Origin of the sequence: Pseudomonas umsongensis, assembly GCF_012647205.1 — a bacterium.
Lineage (GTDB): Bacteria > Pseudomonadota > Gammaproteobacteria > Pseudomonadales > Pseudomonadaceae > Aquipseudomonas > Aquipseudomonas umsongensis.
In genome coordinates, this window is the sequence record NZ_CP051487.1 from 2140738 (window position 1) to 2165651 (window position 24914).

The 24914-nt window shown below is 61.7% G+C and carries 16 protein-coding genes; 6 read left to right on the forward strand and 10 right to left on the reverse strand.

Translation table 11 applies throughout. The features are described from left to right. The first annotated feature begins 74 nt into the window (after positions 1-74). Complete coding sequence (locus HGP31_RS09675; RefSeq protein WP_033042476.1) at positions 75-698, forward strand: glutathione S-transferase N-terminal domain-containing protein; 624 nt, start codon at positions 75-77, stop codon at positions 696-698. 44 nt (positions 699-742) lie between these two features. On the opposite strand, the gene HGP31_RS09680 is transcribed toward HGP31_RS09675, so the two are convergent. Further along, complete coding sequence (locus HGP31_RS09680) at positions 743-1183, reverse strand: CBS domain-containing protein (protein ID WP_007944798.1); 441 nt, start codon at positions 1181-1183, stop codon at positions 743-745. 275 nt (positions 1184-1458) lie between these two features. Between HGP31_RS09680 and HGP31_RS09685 the strand changes: the two genes are divergently transcribed. After that, positions 1459-3819: a DNA polymerase II gene (locus tag HGP31_RS09685; RefSeq protein WP_168757557.1), complete on the forward strand. Its 2361-nt coding sequence runs from the start codon at positions 1459-1461 to the stop codon at positions 3817-3819. Here HGP31_RS09685 and HGP31_RS09690 read toward each other — a convergent pair. Next, on the reverse strand, positions 3784-4254 hold the full coding sequence (locus HGP31_RS09690; RefSeq protein ID WP_151141253.1) for a DUF1810 domain-containing protein: 471 nt from the start codon (positions 4252-4254) through the stop codon (positions 3784-3786). The two genes, HGP31_RS09685 and HGP31_RS09690, sit on opposite strands and share 36 nt — an antisense overlap. Positions 4255-4281: 27 nt before the next feature. Beyond that, positions 4282-5103, reverse strand: a complete 822-nt coding sequence (locus tag HGP31_RS09695) for an aldo/keto reductase (protein WP_168757558.1) — start codon at positions 5101-5103, stop codon at positions 4282-4284. A gap of 310 nt (positions 5104-5413) precedes the next feature. Between HGP31_RS09695 and HGP31_RS09700 the strand changes: the two genes are divergently transcribed. Together HGP31_RS09700 and HGP31_RS09705 are read left to right on the forward strand one after the other, a co-directional pair. Continuing rightward, positions 5414-6154 carry a hypothetical protein gene (locus HGP31_RS09700; RefSeq protein ID WP_168757559.1) on the forward strand — a complete coding sequence of 247 codons (741 nt, stop codon included), beginning with the start codon at positions 5414-5416 and terminating at the stop codon, positions 6152-6154. A gap of 241 nt (positions 6155-6395) precedes the next feature. Beyond that, positions 6396-7181 carry a sulfite exporter TauE/SafE family protein gene (locus tag HGP31_RS09705; protein WP_033041934.1) on the forward strand — a complete coding sequence of 262 codons (786 nt, stop codon included), beginning with the start codon at positions 6396-6398 and terminating at the stop codon, positions 7179-7181. Between the two features lie 126 nt (positions 7182-7307). On the opposite strand, the gene HGP31_RS09710 is transcribed toward HGP31_RS09705, so the two are convergent. Genes HGP31_RS09710 through speF form a run of 3 tightly spaced genes read right to left on the reverse strand, consistent with a single transcriptional unit; the run spans position 7308 to position 11822 of the window. Beyond that, the gene (locus HGP31_RS09710; protein WP_168757560.1) at positions 7308-8213 is read right to left on the reverse strand and encodes an amino acid ABC transporter substrate-binding protein; all 906 of its coding nucleotides are present in this window, start codon (positions 8211-8213) and stop codon (positions 7308-7310) included. A gap of 48 nt (positions 8214-8261) precedes the next feature. Beyond that, entirely contained in the window at positions 8262-9602 is a 1341-nt protein-coding gene (potE, locus tag HGP31_RS09715) for a putrescine-ornithine antiporter (protein WP_168757561.1), read from the reverse strand. 33 nt (positions 9603-9635) lie between these two features. Next, positions 9636-11822 carry an ornithine decarboxylase SpeF gene (gene speF / locus HGP31_RS09720; protein ID WP_168757562.1) on the reverse strand — a complete coding sequence of 729 codons (2187 nt, stop codon included), beginning with the start codon at positions 11820-11822 and terminating at the stop codon, positions 9636-9638. A gap of 278 nt (positions 11823-12100) precedes the next feature. Between speF and HGP31_RS09725 the strand changes: the two genes are divergently transcribed. Continuing rightward, positions 12101-12850 carry a tetratricopeptide repeat protein gene (locus HGP31_RS09725; protein ID WP_168757563.1) on the forward strand — a complete coding sequence of 250 codons (750 nt, stop codon included), beginning with the start codon at positions 12101-12103 and terminating at the stop codon, positions 12848-12850. 21 nt (positions 12851-12871) lie between these two features. Here the strand turns inward: HGP31_RS09725 and HGP31_RS09730 are convergent, their stop codons facing one another. Next, positions 12872-13240, reverse strand: a complete 369-nt coding sequence (locus tag HGP31_RS09730) for a VOC family protein (protein WP_168757564.1) — start codon at positions 13238-13240, stop codon at positions 12872-12874. A 169-nt stretch (positions 13241-13409) separates the two neighbouring features. Between HGP31_RS09730 and HGP31_RS09735 the strand changes: the two genes are divergently transcribed. After that, complete coding sequence (locus HGP31_RS09735; protein WP_020798141.1) at positions 13410-13973, forward strand: DUF4174 domain-containing protein; 564 nt, start codon at positions 13410-13412, stop codon at positions 13971-13973. Positions 13974-14197: 224 nt separating this feature from the next. Here the strand turns inward: HGP31_RS09735 and ampC are convergent, their stop codons facing one another. From ampC to HGP31_RS09750, 3 genes are all read right to left on the reverse strand, one after another. Continuing rightward, entirely contained in the window at positions 14198-15322 is a 1125-nt protein-coding gene (gene ampC / locus HGP31_RS09740; protein WP_168759149.1) for a class C beta-lactamase, read from the reverse strand. Between the two features lie 38 nt (positions 15323-15360). Continuing rightward, positions 15361-16098 (reverse strand): Crp/Fnr family transcriptional regulator, encoded by a 738-nt coding sequence (locus HGP31_RS09745; RefSeq protein WP_168757565.1) that lies wholly within the window; start codon positions 16096-16098, stop codon positions 15361-15363. Between the two features lie 114 nt (positions 16099-16212). After that, the gene (locus tag HGP31_RS09750) at positions 16213-24885 is read right to left on the reverse strand and encodes a glycoside hydrolase family 94 protein (protein ID WP_168757566.1); all 8673 of its coding nucleotides are present in this window, start codon (positions 24883-24885) and stop codon (positions 16213-16215) included. Positions 24886-24914: the final 29 nt, after the last annotated feature.

Below are 24914 nucleotides of genomic sequence, written 5' to 3' on the forward strand. Positions count from 1 at the left end.
ACGCTCGGGTCGTGGTCGATGGCGCCTTCTACACTGGATAGCTGGTGCTGATCGCGGCCAACCAGGAGGTATGTATGTATCAACTCTACGGACACCAGAACTCGGGCGCGGCTGCGATCGAGGCCGCCCTGGAGCTGTGTGAGATCGCCTATCGCTTCATTGATGTCGAAACGTCCCCGCAGGCGGCCCAGGCACTGGAGAAGCTCAATCCGCTCAAGCAGATTCCGACGCTGCAACTGCCCGACGGCAGTGTCCTCACGGAGAGCGCGGCGATCCTGATTCATCTCGGGCTGACATTTCCCGAGTCGAACCTGTTGCCGGCTGACCCTGCCGAGCGTGACCAAGCCATTCGGGGCCTGGCGTTCATCGTCAGCAATTGTTATGCGGCCATCGGCATCATCGATTACCCGGAACGCTGGCTGGCCAATGCTGATGAAGCCTCGCGGCAAAACCTCATGGCCGGTACCCGGCAGCGCTTGCATTGGAGCTGGGAAGTGTTTGCCGACCAGTTTTCCGCTGAGCTGTACCTGGGTGAAGAGGCTCCGGGCGCGCTGGATGTGCTGGCGGCCGTGGTCACACGCTGGGGCGGCAGCCGCGAGCATTTGCGCCGAACCCGGCCGGGCTTTTCCGCCTGGCTGGAACGCATTGACCGGCATCCGATATTGGCGCCGGTCTTTGCCAGGCATTGGCCTGCCTGATCACCACAAATTAATAATGTGGGGGGATTTGCAGTGTACCCGTACTATTCGCCGCGAATGTACTGCTCCAGCTGGCGAATCAACTCGGCCTGTTCGGCGATGGCTTCCTTGACCAGGTCGCCGATCGACAGCAGGCCGATCAACTTGCCGTTTTCCACCACCGGCAGGTGACGCAAGCGTCTGTCGGACATGATGCCCAGGCAGGTGTCGACGGTTTGATGGGTGTCCACGGTGATGACGGGCGATACCATGATGTCGCGTACCGGCGTGCCCACAGAGGAGCGGCCATGCAGCACCAGTTTGCGCGCGTAGTCGCGTTCACTGATGATGCCCAGTACCTCGTCATTCTCCACCACCAGCAAGGCACCGACGTTTTTTTCGGCCATCTTCATCAGCGCTTCGAGCACCATGTGATCAGGTTTGATCTGGTGCACTTCCTGGTTCTTCTGATCTTTCAACTTGAGCAGTTGCGCGACGGTTTTCATGGCGGTTTTCCGGGTGTTGTCGTTGTCCTTGAAGAATCGTAGACCCAGGCGTTCAGGGCAAGGGCAAAAGCGGCAGATAGCACACAAAAAACGTCATTCGGCGGATTTTTTCCGAACCCGAAAAAATCGCAGCCTTTGTAGGAGCTGCCGCAGGCTGCGATCTTTTGATCTTGCTCCTGTAAATCAAAATCAAAAGATCGCAGCCTGCGGCAGCTCCTACAGGTGTGGATGACGCGTAGAATTACTCGCTTGAACAAAACCCGAGGTCTGCAGTGGTGGATTTACCCCAGGGCTTCGTCCTGACCCGGCATTGGCGCGACACGCCGGCGGGCACCGAAGTCGAGTTCTGGCTGGCGACCGATAGCGGTCCCCGGCGCATCCGCCTGCCGCATCAGCCGTCGGTGGCGTTTATCCCGGCCGATCAGCGCGAGCAGGCCGAGGCGCTGTTGCGCGACGAAAAAAACGTCGAGCTCAAGCCCCTGGCCCTGCAGGACTTTGAACATCGCCCGGTGCTCGGCCTGTATTGCCAGCAGCACGGGCAACTGATGCGCCTGGAAACCGCACTGCGCAGGGCGGGCGTCGAGGTGTACGAGGCCGATGTGCGCCCGCCGGAGCGCTACATGATGGAGCGGTTCATCACCGCGCCAGTTCGCTTTGGCGGCACGCCGGGGGGCGATGGCCTGCTGCTCGAGGCGCAGATGAAACCCGATCCCGACTACCGTCCCAGCCTGAAACTGGTGTCCCTGGACATTGAAACCACCGCCCAGGCCGAGTTGTATTCCATTGCTCTTGAAGGTTGCGGCGAGCGTCAGGTGTATATGCTCGGCCCGCCCAATGGCGACCACGGCGCGGTGGATTTCAAGCTCGAATACTGCGAATCGCGAACCCTGCTGCTGAAGAAACTCAATGAATGGTTTGCCCGCCACGACCCTGACGCGATCATTGGCTGGAACGTCGTGCAGTTCGACCTGCGGGTCTTGCATGAACACGCCCGACGCCTGGCCGTGCCGCTGAAACTGGGGCGAGGCGGCGAGGAAATGCAATGGCGCGAACACGGCAGCGGCAATCATTACTTTGCATCCGCCGCCGGCCGGCTGATCATCGACGGCATCGAGTCCCTGCGCTCGGCGACCTGGAGCTTCCCATCGTTCAGCCTGGAAAACGTCGCGCAAACCCTGCTGGGCGAAGGCAAGTCGATTGATAACCCGTACCAGCGCATGGATGAAATCAACCGCATGTTCGCCGAGGACAAGCCGGCGCTGGCCAAGTACAACCTCAAGGACTGCGAGCTGGTCACGCGGATTTTCGCCAAGACCGAGCTGCTCAAGTTCCTGCTGGAGCGGGCCAGTGTCACCGGGTTGCCGGCCGATCGCATGGGCGGATCGGTGGCGGCGTTCACCCACCTCTACATGCCGTTGATGCATCGCCAGGGCTTCGTTGCGCCAAACCTGGGCAGCAAGCCGGCACAAGCGAGCCCTGGCGGATTTGTCATGGACTCGCGACCGGGGTTGTACGAGTCGGTGCTGGTGTTCGACTACAAGAGCCTCTATCCGTCGATCATCCGCACCTTCCTCATCGACCCGGTGGGCTTGATCGAAGGGCTCAAGCACCCCGATGACGTGGACTCGGTACCGGGTTTTCGCGGGGCGCGGTTTTCCCGCACCCGGCATTGCCTGCCCGCCATTGTCGCCCGGGTCGCCGAAGGCCGGGAAACCGCCAAGCGTGAGCACAATGCGCCGCTGTCCCAGGCGCTGAAGATCATCATGAACGCGTTCTACGGCGTGCTCGGTTCCAGTGGCTGCCGCTTCTTCGACACGCGCCTGGCGTCATCGATTACCTTGCGTGGCCACGAGATCATGCTGCGCACCCGAAAGCTGATCGAAGACCAGGGTCATACGGTGATCTACGGCGACACCGACTCGACCTTCGTCTGGCTGCGCCGCGCCCACGGCCAGCAGGAGGCCGCGCAGATCGGCCGCGCGCTGGTCGACCACGTCAACCAGTGGTGGCGTGAGCACGTGCGTGAAGAGTACGGCCTGGAGAGCGTGCTGGAGCTGCAATTCGAAACCCACTACAAACGCTTCCTGATGCCGACCATTCGCGGCGCGGAGGAGGGCAGCAAGAAGCGATACGCCGGATTGGTCACGCGCGCCAATGGCAGCGACGAAATGGTCTACAAGGGCCTGGAAACCGTGCGCACCGACTGGTCGCTGCTGGCCAGGCAATTCCAGCAGGAGCTGTATTCACTGATCTTCCACCGCAAACCCTATCAGGACTACGTGCGCGAGTATGTGCGCAAGACCCTGGCCGGTGAGTTCGACGACCGCCTGATCTACCGCAAGCGCCTGCGCCGCACGCTGGACGACTACCAGCGCAACGTCCCGCCCCATGTACGGGCGGCGCGGATTGCCGACGATTACAACGATCGCCAGGGCCGCCCGCGGCAGTACCAGAATGGCGGCTGGATCAGCTACGTCATCACTGTCGCCGGCCCCGAGCCGCTGGAGATCCGCAGTGCCCCCATCGACTACGACCACTACATCACCCGGCAACTGCAACCGGTGGCAGACGCTATCCTGCCGTTTGTCGATGACGATTTCTCAACCCTGGTGGGGGGGCAACTGGGCTTGTTTTGAGTCCATCAGCGACAGGGTCCAGTCATCCAGAATGCCGTGAAAGTATTGGTTCAAGGCTTGATGAAAGAGACTGTCGTCGTCCGCGACCTGGGCGAACAAGGTCATCGAGGAGCGAAATTTCAGGTCGTCGGGGTGGCCGAATATCGCTGCCACCGAGCGCTGCTGGATGTTCAGCACCTGTTGGGTACACGTGCGCAGCCGGACACCCAGCAGCGGGTGTTCAAGGTAGGCCTGCGCTTCTTCCCGGGAACGGATCGCGAAGCGCCGGGACATTTCGCTGTCACCCAACCCGGCGAACTGCGGGAAAACGAACCACATCCAGTGACTGCGCTTGTGGCCGGCTTCGAGTTCGGCCTGGACCCGGTCGAACACCGGGTTCTGCGCCTGGACGAAGCGTTGCAGGTTAAAGGCGTCCGGTTGATCGGTGCTTCTCATGTCGAAGCCCTCTGACACCGCGATGGCTTAGACCATGGCCAACCGCTGCTTGCGTTTGGGCGCCTGAAACGCTTGGTCCAGCGCCTCCAGATCCCCAGCCTCCAGCTTCAACTGCGCCGCTTGCGCATTGAGCCGCACGTGTTCGGGGCGGACGGCCTTGGGGATGGCGATCACGCCGTCCTGGCGCAGCAGCCAGGCCAGGGAAACCTGGGCAGGCGTGGCGTCGTGGCGGGCAGCTACTTGTTTGAGCGTAGCATTGGCCAGCATTTTCCCTGCCTGGCCGATCGGACAGTAAGCCATGACCGGCATGCGTTGCTCCTTGCACCAGGGCAATAGATCAAATTCTATGCCACGTTCCTCCAGGTTGTAGAGCACTTGATTGGTGGCACAGCCCTCTGTCGAGAGCTCTTGCAGGTCGTCGAGATCAAAGTTGGACACGCCCCAACGGCCTATCTTGCCGGCTTCACGCAGGCGTTCGAAGGCTTCTACCGTTTCTTCCAGGGGATACTGGCCGCGCCAGTGCAACAGGTACAGGTCGATGGTATCGGTCTTCAGCCGTCGCAGGCTGCGCTCGCACGCCTGGGGAATGCCCTGGCGGCTGGCGTTGTGCGGGTAGACCTTGCTGACGAGGAAGACCTGGTCGCGCTGGCCGGCGATGGCGTCGCCCACCACTAGTTCGGCACCGCCTTCGCCATACATTTCGGCGGTGTCGATCAGAGTCATGCCCAAGTCGATGCCCAGGCGCAGTGCGGCGACCTCCTCTTGATGGCGGGCAGGGTCCTCGCCCATTTGCCAGGTGCCCTGGCCGATGACCGGTACCCGGGTGCCGGCCAATTGCTGGGTACGCATGCTTTGCTCCTTCTGGTCATTATTTCTGTTGGCATCAGGATAGCCCCTCGGGTTCCATCCGGGTGGCTGTAGGAGCGAGCATGTCGAATCGTCGCACCGGCGCGATGGACGTCAACGATGACGTGGGAAACCTGACACCCCCACGGCGCTCTCAGGTTCATCGTCGGAACGCCGCCCGGAGCAGGCTCGCTCCCACAGGTGCCGGTGATCGATTGGCGACGCTCGTCACCGCACTTTTGCGCAACTTGCGGCTCTATCCATTGCCAGCCGACGGCGATCCCCCCGTCGGCCCATGCCAAGTTCATCACCCATGGCTCGAGTTTCACCCCACATCATTCGCTCAATCGGCCTGCTACTGGGTGGCCTGTCGCTGTTGCTGGCCAGCGGTTGCAGTCATCAACCAGGCAACGACCTGTTCACCCAGATACGCGATGGCAAACCCCAGGAGTTCCTGCAGACCAGTGTCGACCGCATGGCGACGCTGGCCATGCGCGATAACCTCGACAGCCTTTACCTGCTGATGGGCAAGCTGTACCTGCGCAACCCCGAGGAGTTGAAGAAATCCGGCTTCCTCGATGCCCGGACCGCGGGCAAACAGGTGCGCATGGCCATTGAGCAGCAGCAGCCGTTGCCTACGCTTGGGGGCAAGAGGGATCTGGCGGCGCTGCGGTTTGCCATGAGCCCGGAGTTTCTCGGCGATCGCGTCGGTGCGTTCATCTATGCCATTGGCAGCATGCTGGTCACCGCCCACGGCAATCGCCTGGAGTTCTACATGACGGACGCGATCAACCCGACGTTCGTCAGCAACGCCGCGCGCAACATTGAAATCGCCACCTGGATTCTCAGCCAGCGGCAGACCAAGGACGGCCAGCCCATGCTGTTCTCCAACGAAATCTCGGAGGAGGGCAGCAACCTGAGTTTCGCCGTGGAGTTTGGCAAGATCGTCGCGCGACTGGACCTTTTGACCCAGATGCTCGACGAGCGCTATCGGCGGATCGGCTTGAACTATGCCCAGAGCCTGCTGTTCCTGAATTTTCTGCCGGTGCAATGACTGTTCCGCTCGGCGTCGCGACGAATGACCACCTGAGCTGCCGCAGGCTGCGATCTTTTGATCTTGTTTTTGAAGATCAAAAGATCGCAGCCTGCGGCAGCTCCTACAGGGCGGAATGCAGGATGCAAACAGGGCGGGATGCCAACAGGGCATAAAGATAGATCGCATCGATATAACTGGTTATAAGAAATATCGCTATGCTGCGGGCCAGTTATTTCCTGCAGTTTTTGTGGATGTCTCAATGGATTTGTTGAATATCGGGTTGGTCGTGGCCGGGCTGGTGGTCGGCTTTATCGTCGGCATGACCGGCGTGGGTGGCGGTTCATTGATGACGCCCATCCTGCTGTGGTTCGGCATCAACCCGGCCACCGCGGTCGGCACCGATTTGCTGTACGCGGCCATCACCAAGTCCAGTGGCGTGCTGGTCCACAGGAAGAACAACAATATCGACTGGTCGATCACCGGATGGTTGACCCTCGGCAGCGTGCCGGCGGTGATGTTGACGTTGTGGTTCCTCAGCAGCCTGAACGAAGCACCCGACGCGATGAACGCGATCATCAAGCAGGCCTTGGGTTTTGTCCTGTTCGCCACGGCGCTGGCGATCCTGTTCAAGAAGCGTCTGCTCGACTTCGCCCACAAGCGCGCCGGAGGCAACTACAAGCCCAGCGGCTCGCGCCTGAATGTCCTGACCGTAATCACCGGCCTGGTGCTGGGCACCATGGTCGCGCTGACCTCGATCGGCGCGGGTGCCCTGGGCACCGTGGCGTTGTTTATCCTCTATCCGTTGTTGCCGACCCGCCGCCTGGTCGGCACGGAAATCGCCCACGCCGTGCCCCTGACCCTGGTCGCCGGCCTTGGCCATGCGAGCATGGGCAATATGGACTGGCACGTGCTTGGTTACTTGCTGGTCGGTTCGTTGCCGGGGATTTACCTGGGCAGCCACCTGACCGGGCGCATCTCCGATGAATGGTTGCGCCCTTGCCTGGCGACGATGCTGGTACTGATCGGCTACAAACTGGCGTTCTAATCGTTCTAATAATGTAGGAGCGAGCATGCTCGCGAAAAACGTCAACGATAACGTGGGGTGTCAGGCTTCCCGCGTCATCGTTGACCTCCATCGCGAGCAGGCTCGCTCCCACAAAAAAAATGCAGTTCAAGGCAGTGCATACACCTTGAACAGCTTTTTCATCGTCTCGTTGATCCCGCCCAAGTACTTGTCGTAAGCCTGCTCAATGGCGCCGGAACGATAGGCCTCGCTCAGTGCCATATCCACCAGCAGGCGGAAGTCCTCGTCACCGCGTTCGACGATCATCGCCACCGGGGCGTACTCGAAGATGCGGTCCAGGACCATCAGGTCCTTGTTGGCGCCGCCTTTTTCCACCTGGTTTTTCAGAAGCATGCGCTCGGCAAAGAACGCATCGGCCTTGCGTGTGGCCACCAGCCCTGCGCCTTCTTCTATGTTGGCCACGGTCACCAGCGACGCGATCACGCCGAGCATGCGCATCCGTTCGCGAATCCAGTCTTCGGTCACACCGCCCTCGATGGCGGCGTAGGTCTGGTTGGCCAGGCCACGGTTGATCGTCGCTCGCCAGGTCGGGCCAGGATTGGCCTCCCTGCCGTTGAGCGCGTTGAGCAGCGGTTCGGCGGCATCCTTGCGCACCAATACCGAGAGGCCGGCGGTGTAGACCGGAATCGAGTAGCTGATGGTCTTGCGCCGTTCGAGGGTCGGTGGGGTCGGCGTACAGAGGATATCGACCTTGCCCAGTTTCACCGCGCTGGTATCTTCGGCCATGGTGACGGGCTGGTAGCGTACTTGCAGGTTGGGCAGGTTGAGCTCGGTCTTGAGCTTGTCGGCGATCTTCAGGCACAGATCGATGGCATAACCGCTGGCCTTGTCGCCCTGCGCAACGCTGAAGGGCGCCAAATCAGGCACGTAACCCAGGGTAAAGGCGTTGCTGGCGCGTATGCGCTCCAGGGTGTTGGCACCCGCCACCATGGGCAGCGCGGTAAACACCAGGGCGAGCAGCAGGCGTGTGGTTTTTGCAAAGGGTGCGTTCATGTCCGGTTCCCCCGTGTAGGAATGTCGGTGCAATCCTGGTTGCGATGCCTAAACATTGCCGGTCCTGGCCTGGACGGCGGCTGGCACGTCGACGAAACGCTTGGCGAGGAAACCATAGAGCAGGTAACCCAAGGCGAGCACCAGTGTGCCGCCAAATACCGCATCCTTGCCGCAGGCATACAGGGCGTACAACGAGTAGGCCACCGCCACCAGCAGCACCACCAGGTTGCGCGAGTACACCGCGGGCCCCACTTGGGCTTTGTGCATGATCACCAGCAAGCCGGTCAGCGCCGTTATGTAGGGGATCAGGTTGGTCACCGCCGCCAGGCTGACCAGTTTGCTGAACTGCGCAGCGGCATCGGGTGAGATGGTCGACACGGCCATGACTGTCTGCAACACGCCGCAGACGATCATGCCGATCACCGGTGCGTTGCTGGCGTTGACCTTGCTGAACAGCTTCAGGAACAGGTTCTGGTCGGCGGTCATCTTCGCCGTTTGTGCCAGGGTGAATTGCCAGCCCAGCAGCGAGCCAACGCAGGCCATGATCGCCAGGGCCATGACGATGTTACCCACCAACGGGTTGAACATCTTGGCGTAGACCAGCGCGAATGGTGCCGAGGAATTGGCCAGCTCGGCATTGGGAATGATGCCCTGGATGACGGTGGTCGACAGCACATAGACCGTGGCGGCGCCCAGGGTGCCGAACAGGCAGGCCAGCGGTACGTTGCGCTTGGGGTCTTCCACCGCATCGGTGGCCTGGGCTGCCGACTCCATGCCCAGGAAGGCCCACAGGGTCAGGGGGATGGCCTTGCCGATGGCTTCGGAGATGGCCAGGTCGTTGGGGTTCCAGGCGGCTTCCAACAGTTTGGCGTCGAACCAGAACCAGCCGATGATACTCAGGCCCGCCACCGGAATGATCACGCCCCACACGGTGAAAGCACCGATCTTGCCGGTGATGCTCGGGCCGCCGAAGTTGGCGATGATGGTGATCCAGATCAGCGCGACCGTGCCGACGAACAGCGGGATGGCACCACCGCTGAGCCAGGGCAGGAAGGCGCTCATGTAGCCCACCGCCGAGATCGCGACGGCGACGTTGGCAATCGCCAGGGACAGGAAGTACAGGTACGAGCAGAGGAAGAACCCCGACTTCGCATGGGCTTCCTCGGTGTAGGCGGACAACCCGCCGGAACGTGAGCAGAACACCCCGCACTGGGCGAAGCAATAAGCGATGGCCATCGAACCGATCGCCGTGAAAATCCACGACAATAGCGAGACTGCACCGAGTTGGGCCATGTTGGTGGGAAGCATGATGATGCCTGAACCCATCATGTTGACCGTGACCAGCGTGGTGAGCCCCATCAGGCCCATTTTCTTGCTTGAATCAGCCATCGCACACTCCTTGCCCTGTTCAAGTGTCGCGGATCAGGTCTTGAGCACATACCCATAGGCACGGGTACGGCCACCTTGCTCTTGCAGATACACGCCTTGCAGTTCCGGGGTGAACCCGGGCAAAGCGTTGATGCCTTCTTCCAGCGCCAGGAAATACTTCAGGACCGCACCCCCCCAGATTTCCCCCGGCACCACGCACAACACGCCGGGCGGGTAGGGCAGCGCGCCTTCGGCAGCGACTCGGCCATCGGCATCGGCCAGCGCGACCAGCTCGACATTGCCACGGATGAATTCGATTTGAGCCTGTTGCGGGTTCATGGCTTTTTTCGGGAAGTGCTCCTTGCGGAACATGTCCTTCTGCAATTGCTGCACGTTATGGCTGCGGTAGAGATCGTGCATTTCCTGGCAGAGCTGGCGAATCGTGTAGTTGCGATAGCGGTCTTCAAAGCGTGCATAGATGGCCGGCAGTACCCGGCTCATGGGCGCGTCATCGCTGAGGAATTGCTCGAAGCGGGCCAGTTGCGCGGCCAGATGGCTCATCTTCGCCCAGTCTTCGGCGGGCGTGAGCAGGAACAGGATCGAGTTGAGGTCGCACTTTTCCGGAACGATGCCGTTCTGGCGCAGGAAGTTGGCGAGGATGCCGGCGTGAATGCCGAAGTCGGTGTAGCTGCCGTCAATCGGGTCAATGCCGGGAGTGGTAAACAGCAGCTTGCAAGGGTCGATGAAGTATTGCTTGTCGGCATAGCCGGGGAAGGCGTGCCAGCGATCCTTGGGATGGAATTCGAAGAAGCGCAGGTCGCTGGCGATGGCGTCGGTGGGGTGATCCTGCCATGGGCGCCCGTCGATGGTTTCCGGCACGAACGGGCGCACCAGGGTGCAGGCTTCCAGGATCAACTTGCGCGCGTTGATGCCGAACTTCACGCAGTCTTCCCACAGGCGCAAGCCACTGCGCCCGGCGTGGATACGCGCGTTCACATCCAGCGAGGCGAACAGCGGGTAGAACGGGCTGGTGGAGGCCTGGGCCATGAACGCGTTGTTCAACCGCGCGTGATTGCAATAGCGCGGCTGGCCCTTGATGTGGCGGTCCTTCTTGTGGATCTGCGACGCCTGGGAGAAGCCGGCCTGCTGTTTGTGCACCGATTGAGTGACGAAAATACCCGGGTCGTCTTCACCCAGTTCGAGCAGCATGGGCGAGCAATCCTTCATCATTGGGATGAACTGTTCGTAGCCCACCCACGCCGAGTCGAACAGGATGTAGTCGCACAACTTGCCGATGCGGTCGACCACCTGGCGAGCGTTGTAGATGGTGCCGTCATAGGTGCCCAACTGGATGATCGCCAGACGAAATGGTCGCGGTAGCCGGGCCTTGTCCGGGGCGACTTCATTGATCAGTTCGCGCAGGTAGTTTTCCTCAAAGCAGTGGGCGTCGATGCCGCCGATAAAGCCGTAGGGGTTGCGCGCGGTTTCCAGGTAGACCGGCGTGGCACCGGCCTGGATCAATGCGCCCTGGTGGTTGGATTTATGGTTGTTGCGATCGAACAGCACCAGGTCGCCAGGCGTCAGCAGGGCGTTGGTGACCACCTTGTTCGACGCCGATGTGCCGTTGAGCACGAAGTAGGTCTTGTCCGCGTTGAACACTGTCGCGGCATGCTTCTGCGCCTGCAGGGCCGGGCCTTCGTGGATCAGCAGGTCGCCGAGCTTGACGTCGGCGTTGCACATGTCGGCGCGGAACAGGGTTTCGCCAAAGAAATCGAAGAACTGGCGGCCGGCGGGGTGCTTGCGAAAAAACTGGCCGCCCTGGTGACCGGGGCAGGCGAAGGTCGCATTGGCGGCCTCGGTGTAGTGCTTGAGGGCGTCGAAGAAGGGCGGCAACAAGTTTTCTTCGTAGGCCTTGGCGGCGGTTTCGAGTTGGTTGCCGTAGTACTCGGCGTTGTAGCTGGAGAGGTCGAACACACCGTTGACCAGCAGGATTACCTCGTGCAGGCGCTTGTAGACATCCAGTGCCCGATTGCCGGCACCGCCGCGAGGCACCACCAGAAACAGCGGGATGTCGAAGCCTGTTCGTTGAATGGCATCCAGCGCGCCACCCATTACATCGTCTACGGTCAGCACCGCGGCGGCGACATCGGTAAAGTCGGTCTGATCCAGGGCAACAATCGGGCGAGAGGTATGGAAACAATTCAGGACGGCATCGCTTGCAGCAACTTTCAAAACATTCATGCCCAGTGGCTCCTGGTCTGTTTTGACGATCTGTCATGGCAGGCAAACTTGCCCAGTTGGGTATAGTTCATTTTTTTTAAGCTGAAAATTTTAATGATCTTTATAAGTCCGTGGCTTGACTGGTCGATTGACGAGTCGAACACGGCATGAAGGGGCGTTGCCTCGGGAACTTCATGGCGATAATCGGGTCAACAGGGGCCCTGTATCGGAGTTTCCGAGCAGTGCTGGTGGCCTGCTTTCATGGCGGTGCCGTCCGAGATCAGCTGAGTCTGCCCCTGATGCCAACCAAGCGTTTTCTGCCGAGCCTCATCCTGGCGTGCTGCGCCATCGCGTCGCTTTACTCGCAGGCTGGCGAGCGAACAGCGCCCGCGCAAAGTAACAGCGCATCCACCACCCTGATCGAAACCGCCTCTCGCCAGTACGAAAATGGCCAGTTGGACCAGGCCGCAGCCACGCTGGAGCGTGCCCTGCATATCCAGCCGAACAATCCCGCGACCCTGCATTACCTCGGTGTGCTGCGCCTGCAACAGGGGCAATATCAGCAAGCTGAAACCCTGGCGATGCGCTCGAACATGCGGGTTGGTGGCAATGTCCAGTTGCGCAACCGCAACTTCCAACTGATCCAGGCGGCGCAGCAGGCCCAGGCTTCGGGGACCCCACCCAAGGCCCAGGAGGACCTGCTCGCCTTGCAGAAGGCACGCGAGGAGGAGGCGCAAAGTCGCCGCGAAGCAGAACTCGCCGCGGCTGGACCAGCCTTGGAGAACACGGGGCCGCTTGCCGGCAATTTCGCTCGGGTGGCCGACTCTGCGGCGACTGCCACGCCACGGCCAGAAGGACAATTTCAGGTGGCTGCCGCCGAGCCAGGGCCCGTGTCCGATGAGATCGCAATTCCACGCGGCCATTGGCCACCGCCGGGTCAATGCCGCATCTGGTTTCCTGATCGCCCACCGGGCCACCAGCCCCCCGCCGGTAGCTGCAAGAAGCTGCGAAAACGGGTTCCGCCAGGCGCCTTCATGATGCAGGGTTGAGTGGCCGCCAGGGAAGGGGCCTCATTCGCGGGTGAAGATCTCCAGTAGATGCCCATCCGGGTCGTCGAAATACACCCGCCGTCCTCCGCCATGGTCATTGATTTCATTTGGCCGCCGCTTGCCTGGATCGGCCCACCATGGCTGCCCGTTTACCTGCAGGCGAATGAACGCCCGGTCGAAATCGTCGTCGCCGAGCAGGAACGCGTAATGCTGCGAGGCGATCGGTGGATCGTTGTCGTAGAAGTCCAGCGACACCTGGTTGTCGAGCCTGACGATCAGCATCGGCCCGAAAGGTTCTGGAGGCGGCAGGCCGAGGAGTTCGGCCAGGAAATGTGCCGACCTGTGCTTGTCGCGGCACCAGACAATGGTGTGGTTCAACCGGGCGCTCATGACGGTCCCTCGCATCGATTCAGGACATGTTTTCAGATTAGTCCAGCCTGTTGCGCAATGACCGCCCTCGCCTAAGCTTGGAGCAAGGCGAAACACATTTGCCGAGCGTCACCGGAACGAACGCCGCGATGCGCAATCATTAGAGCGTGGATATCAAAAGGAGATGCGCATGCTCATCAGGTCACTGACCCTGGCTACCTTGCTGGCGATTGCCGGCCCCTTGTTCGCCGCCGATGGCGATTCACCTCTGGATATCGACAAGGGCAGGGCCCGGCCGCTGATCGTGATTGCCCCGAGCACCGTCGACCCCGTCTGGGTCAACCTGAAAAAATCGCTGGAAGATCCCGCCAACAAACAGGGTGTCGCTGACCGCAACATCAGGGTGTACAGCGTGCTGAACATGTCCGGCCAACTGGACGGCAAGGACCTCGGCCAACAGGACACCATGGCGTTGATCCGTGCGCTGAAACTGGGGGCCGGCGCCTTGCCCAAAGTGATCCTGGTGGGCAAGGACGGCGAGAAGAAACTTGAAAGCTCAGGGGAAGAATCCAAGTCGGTCGACCTGAAGAAAATCTTCGCCACCATCGATGCCTTGCCGGCGACCGAGAAGGAAGCCGCGGCCCCCACGCCTCCGCCGGTTGCCGAAACCCCACCGCCCAAAGGGGCTGCCAAGGCCGCCAAAAACGCCAAGCCGGCAAAACCGGCCAAGCCACCGGAAATGCCGGATGATTAGTCTGGGTGGCGCTGGAAACAGGTTTTCCAGTGGGTGGGGAGTGACTGGTAAAACGGGCGCTGGACAACATCGCCCCCCCGCAATAGCGCTAATCCTCTGTAGGAGCGAGCATGCTCGCGAAAAACTCGAGGGCGCCGCGGGGCATCTGGTTTTACGCGTTATCGTTCACGACCATCGCGACCATCGCGACGATTCGACGATTCGACGATTCGACATGCTAGCTCCTACAGGGCCAAAGCGCTCAGAATCTGATGAGCAATCTTCACCCGCTCTGCATTCGGATAATTTTTATTCGCCAGAATCACAACCCCCATCCCCTTCGCCGGTACATACGCAACGTAAGCCCCGAACCCACCCGTCGACCCCGTCTTGTTGACCAGCACATTCCCAGTCTGCGGTTGCGGCGGATTCAGCCACTGGACCGGGTGCGCCTGCATAGCCATCTCCGTCGAATTACCCGCCAGCAAGCGATCAAGCGTGACCGGGTAACGGTACATCTCCCACCCCAGTCCCTGGGTCATATCACCGACGCTGTAGTAACCGGTATGGGTCAAGGCGATGGCCTGTTGCAAGGGTTTGTCCAGGCTTGCCGGTTTGAGGTTGGCCTGAACAAAACCAATCAAATCCGCAGCGCTGGTTTTCACCCCGTAGGCTTCGGCATCCAGCGCTCCCGGCCCGACCCGCACGGGTTTGTCCGCCTTGTCGTAGCCCTGGGCATACCGCGTCATCTGTTCCTGCGGCACCTTGGTCCAGGTGTGTTTCAGCCCGAGTTGGGGCAGCAGGGTGTTTTCCATGGCGTCATCGAAGGGCTGACCCATGGCCTGGGCGGCGAGGTAGCCGGACAACCCGATGCTGGGATTCGAATACAGCCGTTGGCTGCCGACGGGATATACCGGTTTCCATTGCTGGTAGTAGCCGAGCATCTTATCGGCCGAATCCGCCTCGGCAGGAAATTGCAGGGGCAACCCGCCGGCGGTGTAGGTGGCTAGCTGCAACACACTGATGTGGTCGAACGCGCTGCCGCGCAAAGCCGGCAGCACCTTGCTGGCCTTATCGGTCAAGGCCAGTTTGCCGGTGGCCTGGGCGTAGGCGATGAGGGTGGCGGTGTAGGTTTTGCTGACCGAGCCAATCTCGAACAGGGTGTCTTGCGTCACCGGCTTGCCGGTCTCTTTTGACGCTATGCCATAGTTGAAATATTGCTGTTTGCCGTTGACGGTGACGGCCACGGCCATGCCGGCAATGCCCTGGGCGTGCATGACGGGGCGCACGGCGTCGCTGACGATCGATTCTAGGTGATCCTGCGCGAGCGACTGGCCTGCCGCCAGCATCGCGGCACAAACCGCTAACATCTTCAATCTGCCTGGATTGAGGGTGTCCGTCACGGGTTTCACTCCTTTGGTTTGTCGCGCCGTATCGGAAAGTAGGGCAGCAAGCGTTCGGTTTCTCTCTTGACCACGGCGTAACATTCGCAACTCAGCTCCTCCAGACGAGCCCTGTCCAGGACCTTGATGTGTCCCCGAGTATATTCGATGACGCCCAGGCGCTGTAGCTTGCCGGCGGAGTCGGTCACGCCTTCGCGGCGTACGCCAAGCATGTTGGCGATCAGTTCCTGGGTCATGGTCAGTTCATTGCCCGGCAGGCGGTCGAGCGACAGCAGCAACCAGCGGCACAGCTGCTGGTCGATGGCGTGGTGACGATTGCACACCGCCGTCTGGGCCATCTGCGTGATCAGTGCCTGGGTGTAGCGCAGCATCAGCAGCAGCATTTCTTCATGGCGGTTGAACTCGTCCTTGAGTTGCTGGCCGGGTAGCCGGAAAGCTTGCCCGGCACTTTGCACAACGGCTCGACTGGGTGTGCTTTCGCCGCCCATGAACACGGCAACGCCGATCAGGCCTTCGTTGCCGACCACCGAAATCTCGGCGGAGGCGCCGTTCTCCATCACGTACAACAGCGACACGATGGCATCAGTGGGGAAGTAGACATGCCGAAGGGCGCCACCGGACTCATAGAGCACTTCGCCCAGTGACAGTTCGACAGGCTCCAGGTGGGGGAGCAGGCGTTCCAGCGCTGACGCCGGAAGCGCTGCCAGGAGGTAGTTCTGTTGTGGCTTGGGTACGACAGACATATTCAGCCACCCTTCGAGGGAGAATTCCCTGAGGGGGGCAGGTTACTCCAAAGCGCGCGCCATCAGGGCCCAGGCGTTGATACCTGAACCCGGGTGGGTCAAGCGCGCGGCACCTCAGCGCTCCAGATCGGCTTCGACGGTTCTGTCGTACCCTGGCAATGGCGGCTGATGCGCTTTGACCGGGCAGGTCACCAGCACCTGGTGCTCCCTGCCGTCATCTGACAATTGCAGCGCGTCCTGGCCCAGCAACTCGCCGTCCAGCATGATCGCAAGCGTGGTGGTCGTGCCGGGTCGCACTTCAATATGGTAAGTCGTCACCCCATGGCGGTAGTGCAGCGTGTAGCCCGCCCAGCCCGGCGCCAGCAGCGGCTCGATATGCAATGAAGTCCCGACCCGCTGCAGGCCGAGCAATGACTCGACGATGAAGCGGTATGTCCAGCCGGCGGAACCGGTGTACCAGGTCCAGCCCCCGCGGCCCGCATGGGGCGGGGTGCCGTAGACGTCGGCCGCCATGACATAGGGCTCGACCTTATAGGTTTCCAGCCGTTTGGCGACTTCATGGCCCGCGGGGTTGATCATGTCGAGCAATCGCCAGGCCCTGGTGTTGTCGCCAAGTTCGGCGAAAGCCATGCCGGCCCAGACTGCGGCGTGGGTGTACTGGCCACCATTTTCCCGTACGCCCGGCACATAGCCCTTGATATAGCCGGGCTCCAGCACGCCTGCGTCGAAGGGCGGATCGAGCAGCAGTACCGCGCCTGTGTCGGGGCGTACCAAGTGCTGCTCCAGTGATGCCATGGCCGTGCGGCGCCGCGTTTGCGAGGCTGCCCCCGAGAGTACCGACCAGCTTTGCGAGATCGAGTCGATGCGGCATTCGTCATTGTTGGCCGAGCCCAGAACCTGGCCGTCGTCAAACCAGGCGCGCCGATACCATGAACCGTCCCAGGCATGCTCTTCCAGGCTGGCCTGCAGCAAGGCAGCCTGCTGGGTGCAACGCTGTGCGAAAACAGGGTCGCCATGCAGTTGGGCGGTGATGGCGAACTGTTGCAGCACCTCGAAGCCGAAGAAGCCCAGCCACACGCTTTCCCCACGGCCCAGATGGCCGACCCGGTTCATCCCGTCGTTCCAGTCGCCCGTGCCAATCAAGGGCAGGCCGTGGCTGCCGCGCTGCAGGCTGTGTTCGATGGCGCGTACACAATGCTGGTAAAGGCTTTCTTCGAGGTGCGACTTGCCCGGCAGGTCGTAATAGGACTCCTCCCCGGCATTGAGCGGGCGGCCTTCAAGGTAACCCACCGGTTCAGCCAGCACGCTGAGGTCGGCAGTGACGCTGACATAGTGGCTGGTCGCCAGCGCCAGCCACAGATAGTCGTCCGAACAGCCGCTGCGCACGCCCCGATCGAGCGGCGGGTGCCACCAGTGTTGCACGTCGCCTTCGGCATATTGATGGGCTGCACACAGCAACAAATGGCCGCGCACGCTGGCGGGATCGGCATGGATCATCGCCATGCTGTCTTGCAGTTGATCGCGAAAGCCGATGGCCCCGCCGGACTGATAGTAGCCACTGCGGGCCTGGAAGCGGCAGGCGATCACCTGGTACATCAGCCAGCCATTGACCATGACGTTGATGCTCGGGTCGGGGGTCTGGACCTGGATCACGCCCAGCTGCGAACGCCAATGCTCGCGAACCGCCTCGAGTTGCGCGGTTGCCGCTCCCAGGCCGCGGTACTGTTGAACCTGGCGCAAGGCTGACGCCGTGTCCCTGGCTGCACCGAGCCGGAAGACCACGTCCTGGTCGTCACCGTTGTCCAGGTCCACGGCAACCTGTATCGCCGCGCAAGGGTCGAAGCCGCCACCGGTACGGCCCGACAAGCGTGCCTGCTGCAGTCCTGCAGGGGCCTTGAGGCTGCCGTTGCGGCCGATGAACTCGGTGCGATCGCCGCTGATGGTGGTGTCGGTCGAGTCGGTATCAAGGAACGCCACCCGTTCGCAAAACTCGATCGAATAGGCGTTCCTGGCGAATAAGGCGCCGCTTGTGGGGTCGGCTTCCGTCACCAAATGCATCGCCGATTTGCTGCGCAAGTCGCCCAGCACCCACTCGACATAACACGTCGTCGACAGGCGTCGGGCGCGGCCCGAGCGATTGCGAACCTGCAAGTGCGAGAACTTGATCGATGCGTCCAGCGCCACATACACCCACAACTCGGTGTGGATACCGTCTTCATCGTGCTCGAAGACGCTGTAGCCGAAGCCATGTCGAGTGCGGTACGCGCCAGTGCCGGGACAAGGCTGTGGCGTCACGGACCAGAAATGCCCGGTTTCTTCATCACGCACATAGATCGCCTCGCCGCTGGCGTCGGTGAGCGGGTCGTTGTGCCAGGGGCTCAGGCGAAATTCGTGAGCGTTTTCCATCCAGGTGTAAGCGCCACCACTTTCGGAAATGACCGTGCCGAAGTGCGGGTTGGCCAGCACGTTGGCCCATGGCGCCGGTGTCGGCCTGCCAGGCTGCAAAGTCATGACGTATTCGTTGCCATCGGCACTGAAGCCGCCATAGGCATTGCCCAGAAGCAAACCTTCGACAACGGGCAGGGCAGCGGCCGGCTTTGCCTGGCGCTTGAGGAGGGGGACCAGCGCCGGGTATACCGGGCTGGCATGACGCCGCTGAATCTGTTCGGCAATGCCGCCTTTGTCTTCGCTCAGCACCAGGCGCGCCACCGACAGGATCAGCGTGCGATCCTCATTGGACAACTGCTGGGCCGGACGCACGAAAATGCCCCCGGGATGGTCGATCAGCGAGGCTTCGCTGCCGGATGTCACCACGCCCATGATCAGGTCCTGGAGTTGCTGGCGATAGCCGGCCTGGTCTTCGTTCCAGATCACCAGATCCACTATCAGCCCCTTTTGCCGCCAGTAGGCATGGGCCTTGACCAACTGGTGGACGAGCTCGATGTTCTCGACGGTGGCGATCTGCAGCAGGACGATGGGCAGGTCCCCGGAGATCGCCTGTCCCCAGAGGCTCGACTGATTACGTCGATTGGCCATCAATACGCTGTTTTCCGCGCGCAACGCGGCATTGGCGTAAAGGATTGACGCGGCCATCTGTTCAAACAGGCGGGCGTCTTCCTGCGATACATTGAGTTGGCGCAGCAACACCTGGCTGTGGGTCCATGCCAGGTCGAAAACACGATCGGCGAGGTGCCGGTCGCGGTATTTATTGATCAGGTACAGACAGCCCTCACGGCTGTCCGCGATGCCGGTCACCAGGTCGATGGTCGCTGTTTGCCCGGGTTCCAGGGTGATACGGCAGCGGATGGCCACGATCGGGTCAAGCACCGAGCCTGCGCTGCCGGACAACGTCTTGACATTGCCATCGAGCGCCGCCGGTGCGGCAACGTTGCGTCCGCGACCAATGAACCGGGCTCGATCGGTCTCGTAGGAAATCGCGTCGATGTCCACGCCATGGGCGGCCAGCAGGTGGCACATCCAAGGCACGGCTTCCTCACTGGAACGCCGCCTGCGAGTACACACGATGGCCTGCAGCGCCGGCACCAGTTCGGTCTGCACGAACAGATTGCTGAAGACCGGGTGCATGGCATCACTGATGGCCGGTGCCAGTACCACCTCGGCGTAGGTGGTGATCTCCACGCTGCGTCTTACGCGGGCGCGGTTGGTGATGTGCAGCCTGCGCAGTTCGATATCGTCTTCGGGAGACACGACGATCTCGGTGTGCGTATCGAAGTCGAGCTCGCGCACACGAAACTCCGCCCGGGCATCGCTGAAAATCGCCTCGTGGCTTTCTGGCTGGTGCAGGGTCGGCTGGTGGGCCGAAGACCAGAATGCGCCGCTGCTGACATCGCGCAGGTAGCAGAACATGCCCCAGTTATCGCGGGTCGCATCTTCATGCCAGCGGGTCACGGCGATGTCGTTGCAGCGGCTGTAGCCGCCGCCGGCACTGCTGAGCATGACGTGGTAACGGCCGTTGGAGAGTAGCTGGACGGCGGGGCGCTTGCGCCCGGGATCGGCGAACACGCGCAGCCGGGTTTCCTGCGTGCCGTTTTCCCCGTTGGCAGGCGCCTGGGTCGCATGCAGGTACGGCGCGGCGGTTTTCGGTACGCGCTCCTGCAGCAGCAGGACGGTCGCCTGGAAGGCCGGGATCGATTCGAAACGTCGCTGCATGGGCCGGTCCAGCAACAGGCTGGTGAGGGCCAGCAGGCTCATGCCTTGATGGTGCGCCATGAACGAGCGCACGACCGCATAACGCTGGCCGCGTGGCAAACGTGCCTCGGTGTAGTCCACCGCCTCGTACAGGCCATAGCGGCCGGCCGACCCCTGGGCCGCCAGGCGTTGCAGGTTGCGACAGGCCGCTTGCGGCTCGACCATCAGCGCCAGGGCGCTGGCGTACGGCGCAATCACGGTGTCCTCGGCCAGCCCGCGCTTGAGGCCAAGGCCTGGAACACCGAACGCCCGATACTGATAATTGAAGTGAGCATCGAGGGTGTTGTAACCCGACTCGGACACGCCCCAGGGGATGCCCAACTGGTGGCCATGTTCGATCTGCAAGGCGACGGCCGCGCGGCAAGTCTGCTCCAGCAGCGTCCCTTCATAGCTGGGCATGATCAAGTTAGGCATGAGGTACTCGAACATCGAGCCGGACCAGGAAAGCAGTACCGGCACGCCTCGATTGTTACTGAGCAAGCGCCCAAGGGTGAACCAGGCCTGTTGCGGCAACTGGCCCTGGGCGATGACCACGAAATTGGTCAGGCGCACCTCTGACGCGAGCAAGTCGTAGTAGCCGTTGTCCAGCCGGCGTTCGTCGGCGTTGTAGCCTATCGAGAAGAGGTCGCGTTGTGCATCGTAGAGGAACGTAAAGTCCATGCTGGCCAGTGACGCGGACAACTCGGCCAGTTGTTCAAGGTGGATGATGCGTGCGCGAGCCAGGCGTTGTACCACCTGCACTTGCGCCTGATCAGCGGGCGGCCACAGCGTGCAATCGAGCTCGGCCAGTTGCCGCAGGCTGCTGGTTGATGTCGTCGGTGTCGGTTTCGCTGCCTTGGCCTGGGCAGGTGCCGGCGGCAGCGTGAAGCGCAGTCGTTCTGCCCGCAGCTCAGTGCACTGTGCCTGTAATGCCTGGAGCCAGTAGTGGACTTCTTCAGCAGAGGGGGGCGCAGTGTCGATGGCCAAGGCATCTGCCTGATCGAGTACTTGCAGGAAGCTGTCCGGGGTGTCCTGGACAATCGCCGAGTCCACCTTCGCGCGCAGTTCAAGCACGGTGCGGTCGTCGAGGTTCGCGTCTTGTAGCGCCTGTTGCAGCACATCCAGGGTGTCGGCCAGACCGCCAAGGGTGCGCTGATCGAACAGAGGCGTGTCGGCCAACCCCAGCAGCCCCGGTCGCAGGGTCAGCAACAGGCCCACCAGGTTGCCGCTGTCTACGGTAGACACATACCGAGGCGCCAGCGGCTGCAGTGTCTGGGTGTCGTACCAGTTGTAGAAATGCCCTTGGTGACGCTCAAGACCGGTCATGCTTTCAAGCATGGCAGTGATGCGTTCAAGCAAGCGCCCGGTACTCAAATAGCCGAAATCGTGGGCCGCCAGGTGAGAGAGCAAGGCCATGCCCATGTTGGTCGGTGAGGTTCGATGGGCAATGGTCGGCTTGGGGATCTCCTGGACGTTGTCCGGTGGCAACCAGTTGTCCTCGGGGCCTACATAGCGATCGAAGAACGCCCAGGTCTGGCGTGACAGCATGCGCAGGAATCGCAGGTCCTGTGCTGACGGATTAAAGCCGACCGGTGTAGTCGGCAGGCTGATCCACCAGGCAATTGCCGGGCTCGCCAACCACACCAGCAGCAGGGGTGCCGCCAGTGCGAGTACGGCGACGGAGGGGAGCAGGGCAGCGAACAGGATCAGCGCCAGCGCCGGGGCAATCCACATGCTTTTATACATGCCCGGCAGAGTATTGCCACTGGAGCGCTCCACTTCACGAGAAGGTTGCCATTGCAGCAGGCGGCGTTTGCTGACCAACATGCGCCACAGTGAGCGGCCAATCGCATCCAGGCTCAACAATGCATCGGAGGGCAACCAGACAATCGATAGCAGCGCACGCATGAAATGCTGGCCCGAGGTCCGCAATGCCGCACTCAGGTGTTGTCCCAATGGAATATCGGCAGGTTTCTGTACCAGCGCCAGTACCGATTGCAGCAAGGGTTGGAGAAAGACCAGGATGACCACCGCCAATGTCCAGGAGGCGGCTTCGTTGGTTTCCAACCAGCCCCAGGCCAACATGGCCAGGAAGGCGGCTGGTTCCAGGCTGCGGCGCAGGTTGTCAATGATCTTCCAGCGAGCAAGGTTGCTCAGGCGGTTGGGTGCGAAGCCTCCCTGGGGTTTCGGTGCCCACGGCAAGGCCCAGTACAGCACTTGCCAGTCTCCGCGAATCCAGCGATGGCGGCGTTTGGCATCGGCGCTGTAGCGCGACGGGTACTCCTCATACAGCTGAACATCGCTGAGCAGCCCGCAGCGGGCGTAGCAGCCTTCGATCAAGTCATGGCTGAGGATGCGGTTGTCGGGCAGGCAGCCTTCGAGTGCCTGTTCGAAGGCGTCGACGGCATAGATGCCCTTGCCGATGAAGGAACCGTTGCGGAACAGGTCTTGATAAACATCAGAGACGGCGCGGGTATAGGGGTCGATACCCGCATCGCTGCCAAACAGGCGGGCATAGGTGGAACGTGCCGTGCTCGGCAGGCTGATTCCCACGCGGGGTTGGAGGATGGCGTAGCCACTGACGATCTTGCCGCTTTGTTCATCGAAAACCGGATGGTTCAACGGGTGCATCATGGTACCGATGCACTGACGCGCGACATCCCGGGGCAGCAAGGTATCGGTGTCCAGGGTGATGACGAAGCGCACCGCACTCAGCGGAGCGATATCCCCGACGATCAACGCAAAACGCTCCTGCCCTTTGCCCCGCAGCAAGGCGTTGAGCTCGGCGAGCTTGCCGCGCTTGCGTTCATGCCCCATCCATACCCGCTCGGTGGCGCACCACTGCCTGGGCCGGTGCAGCAGGAAGAACCGGTCGTCCTGGCCATCGGCATACTTGTGGTTCAGCGCATCGATCAGTTGACGCGCCAGTTCAAGCAGCTCGGCGTCCTCGGGCATCACTTGGGCAGGGGCGTCCATTAAGTCACTGAGCAGGGCGAAATGCAGATTGGCATCGCGATTGGCCAGAAACCGCACTTCGAGGCCTTCCGCGAGGGCCTCGATGTCGCCAGCGTTGGCAAACAGCGTCGGCACTACGACCAGCGTCCGCGCGTCGGCCGGTATGCCCTTGCTGTAATCCAGGCGGGGCAGCAACGACGGGGCGACCGTGAGGGTCACCAGCCAGTTGACCAACCCGATCGCCAGACGACTGGTCATCAACAGCGCGGGCACGGCGAGCAGCACCAGGCACCAGATGGGCGTGCCGCTGTAGTAAGCGCTGCTGAGAAATGGCCAGGCCAGCAACAGTGTCAGCAGCAGTGCAGGGCCCAGGTAGAACTTCAGCGGGGCGCTCTGCAACAGCCGCTTCCAGCGCTCGAGCAGCGACACGCTGGCGTGCAGCGCCTGCTCAAGGTGGGGCAACCCTTCAGCCACCAGGTAATAACCCACATGCCCGGTCACGCGGCCCGTGGACTGTGGGGTCGCGGCCAGTTCGATGGCCGCGTCTGCCACCATGGTTTCTGACTGCACGCAATGCCGGGCGAGACGTTCGACCACATGGCGGTAACGATCGCGGGTGGCGAAGTCCATGTTCGCGTAGACGCCTGCCGGGTCCGTGCACAATACCTGTTCGACATGACTGAGCAGCTCGACGAACTCGCGCCAATCGGTCGCTGCCAGCAAGCGCAGGCTGGCGATGCTGTTGCTGATGGACACCTGGTCACCGGATTGCTGCTGGGCATCCATCTGCACCAGGCGTTCGACGGTGAAGCCGGACTCGCTCAGCGTTTGTTCAATCCATGCCATGGGCAATATCAGCGCGGCGCTTTGCCCTTGCAGGCGGCGGGCCAGTTCCGCAACGAATGAGGGGGTCATCGGCGGTGCCGAGCGCGCCATGTCGGCAACGGTCAACACCACGCTCTTGGCGTCGCGCTCGGCAATCTCGATCAACCGATCGGCCCAGTCATCGGCGAGGTTGCGGTCTTCCCGGTTGGCCATTACCCGGGATGCCACGCGCCGCAAGTTCTCGATCAGCGCCAGTCGTAGCATGATCGGGATTGCCCAGAGCTCGCCCAGGGCCAACGGCGTGATGGTCTGATAAGAGGCGATGAAACAATCCAGGCTGGGCGCGTCGACCCGCCCATCGCCATGCGCGATGGTTTCCAGGGCGATGTCGTAGACCCGCGGCAGGCCTGCCGAAGGGCCTTCGGCCAGGCGAGGCAGTTCGCGACTATAGCCATCGGGCAGGTGGGTCCTGGCGGTACGGATGTTTTCTTCGATCAGGTAGAAGTTGTCCAGCAGCCATTCCGCCGCAGGGGTAGGACGTCGGCTGGACAGTTGCACGGTCTTGAGCGCCGCGCAGCTACGTTCCAGCAGCAGCTGGTTGTCAGTCAGGCGGCCCAGCAAGGCATCCTTTCTTGAAAGACGCCCAAGCACATGTTGGCGGGCCAGTACGATGCCGTGATCTGCCATCTGCTGCGCGTTGAACAGGTCGGAGCGCAGGATGGGCTCGTACTCGAACTTGTGTCGCGCGGCACTCCACCTGAGCCAGATGGCCGGTGAGCGCCACAGGCTGGACAGCGTGCGAGTCAGGATATTTTGCATGAAATCCTTCGTACGACCCGCGCAGCGCA

What these genes read in the sequence shown, in the direction of transcription:
- HGP31_RS09675 (WP_033042476.1), top strand. Translation starts at nt 75, where the DNA reads ATGTATCAACTCTACGGACACCAGAACTCGGGCGCGGCTGCGATCGAG.
- HGP31_RS09680 (WP_007944798.1), bottom strand. Translation starts at nt 1,183, where the DNA reads ATGAAAACCGTCGCGCAACTGCTCAAGTTGAAAGATCAGAAGAACCAG.
- HGP31_RS09690 (WP_151141253.1), bottom strand. Translation starts at nt 4,254, where the DNA reads ATGAGAAGCACCGATCAACCGGACGCCTTTAACCTGCAACGCTTCGTC.
- HGP31_RS09695 (WP_168757558.1), bottom strand. Translation starts at nt 5,103, where the DNA reads ATGCGTACCCAGCAATTGGCCGGCACCCGGGTACCGGTCATCGGCCAG.
- HGP31_RS09700 (WP_168757559.1), top strand. Translation starts at nt 5,414, where the DNA reads ATGGCTCGAGTTTCACCCCACATCATTCGCTCAATCGGCCTGCTACTG.
- HGP31_RS09705 (WP_033041934.1), top strand. Translation starts at nt 6,396, where the DNA reads ATGGATTTGTTGAATATCGGGTTGGTCGTGGCCGGGCTGGTGGTCGGC.
- HGP31_RS09710 (WP_168757560.1), bottom strand. Translation starts at nt 8,213, where the DNA reads ATGAACGCACCCTTTGCAAAAACCACACGCCTGCTGCTCGCCCTGGTG.
- potE (WP_168757561.1), bottom strand. Translation starts at nt 9,602, where the DNA reads ATGGCTGATTCAAGCAAGAAAATGGGCCTGATGGGGCTCACCACGCTG.
- speF (WP_168757562.1), bottom strand. Translation starts at nt 11,822, where the DNA reads ATGAATGTTTTGAAAGTTGCTGCAAGCGATGCCGTCCTGAATTGTTTC.
- HGP31_RS09725 (WP_168757563.1), top strand. Translation starts at nt 12,101, where the DNA reads ATGCCAACCAAGCGTTTTCTGCCGAGCCTCATCCTGGCGTGCTGCGCC.
- HGP31_RS09730 (WP_168757564.1), bottom strand. Translation starts at nt 13,240, where the DNA reads ATGAGCGCCCGGTTGAACCACACCATTGTCTGGTGCCGCGACAAGCAC.
- HGP31_RS09735 (WP_020798141.1), top strand. Translation starts at nt 13,410, where the DNA reads ATGCTCATCAGGTCACTGACCCTGGCTACCTTGCTGGCGATTGCCGGC.
- ampC (WP_168759149.1), bottom strand. Translation starts at nt 15,322, where the DNA reads ATGTTAGCGGTTTGTGCCGCGATGCTGGCGGCAGGCCAGTCGCTCGCG.
- HGP31_RS09745 (WP_168757565.1), bottom strand. Translation starts at nt 16,098, where the DNA reads ATGTCTGTCGTACCCAAGCCACAACAGAACTACCTCCTGGCAGCGCTT.
- HGP31_RS09750 (WP_168757566.1), bottom strand. Translation starts at nt 24,885, where the DNA reads ATGCAAAATATCCTGACTCGCACGCTGTCCAGCCTGTGGCGCTCACCG.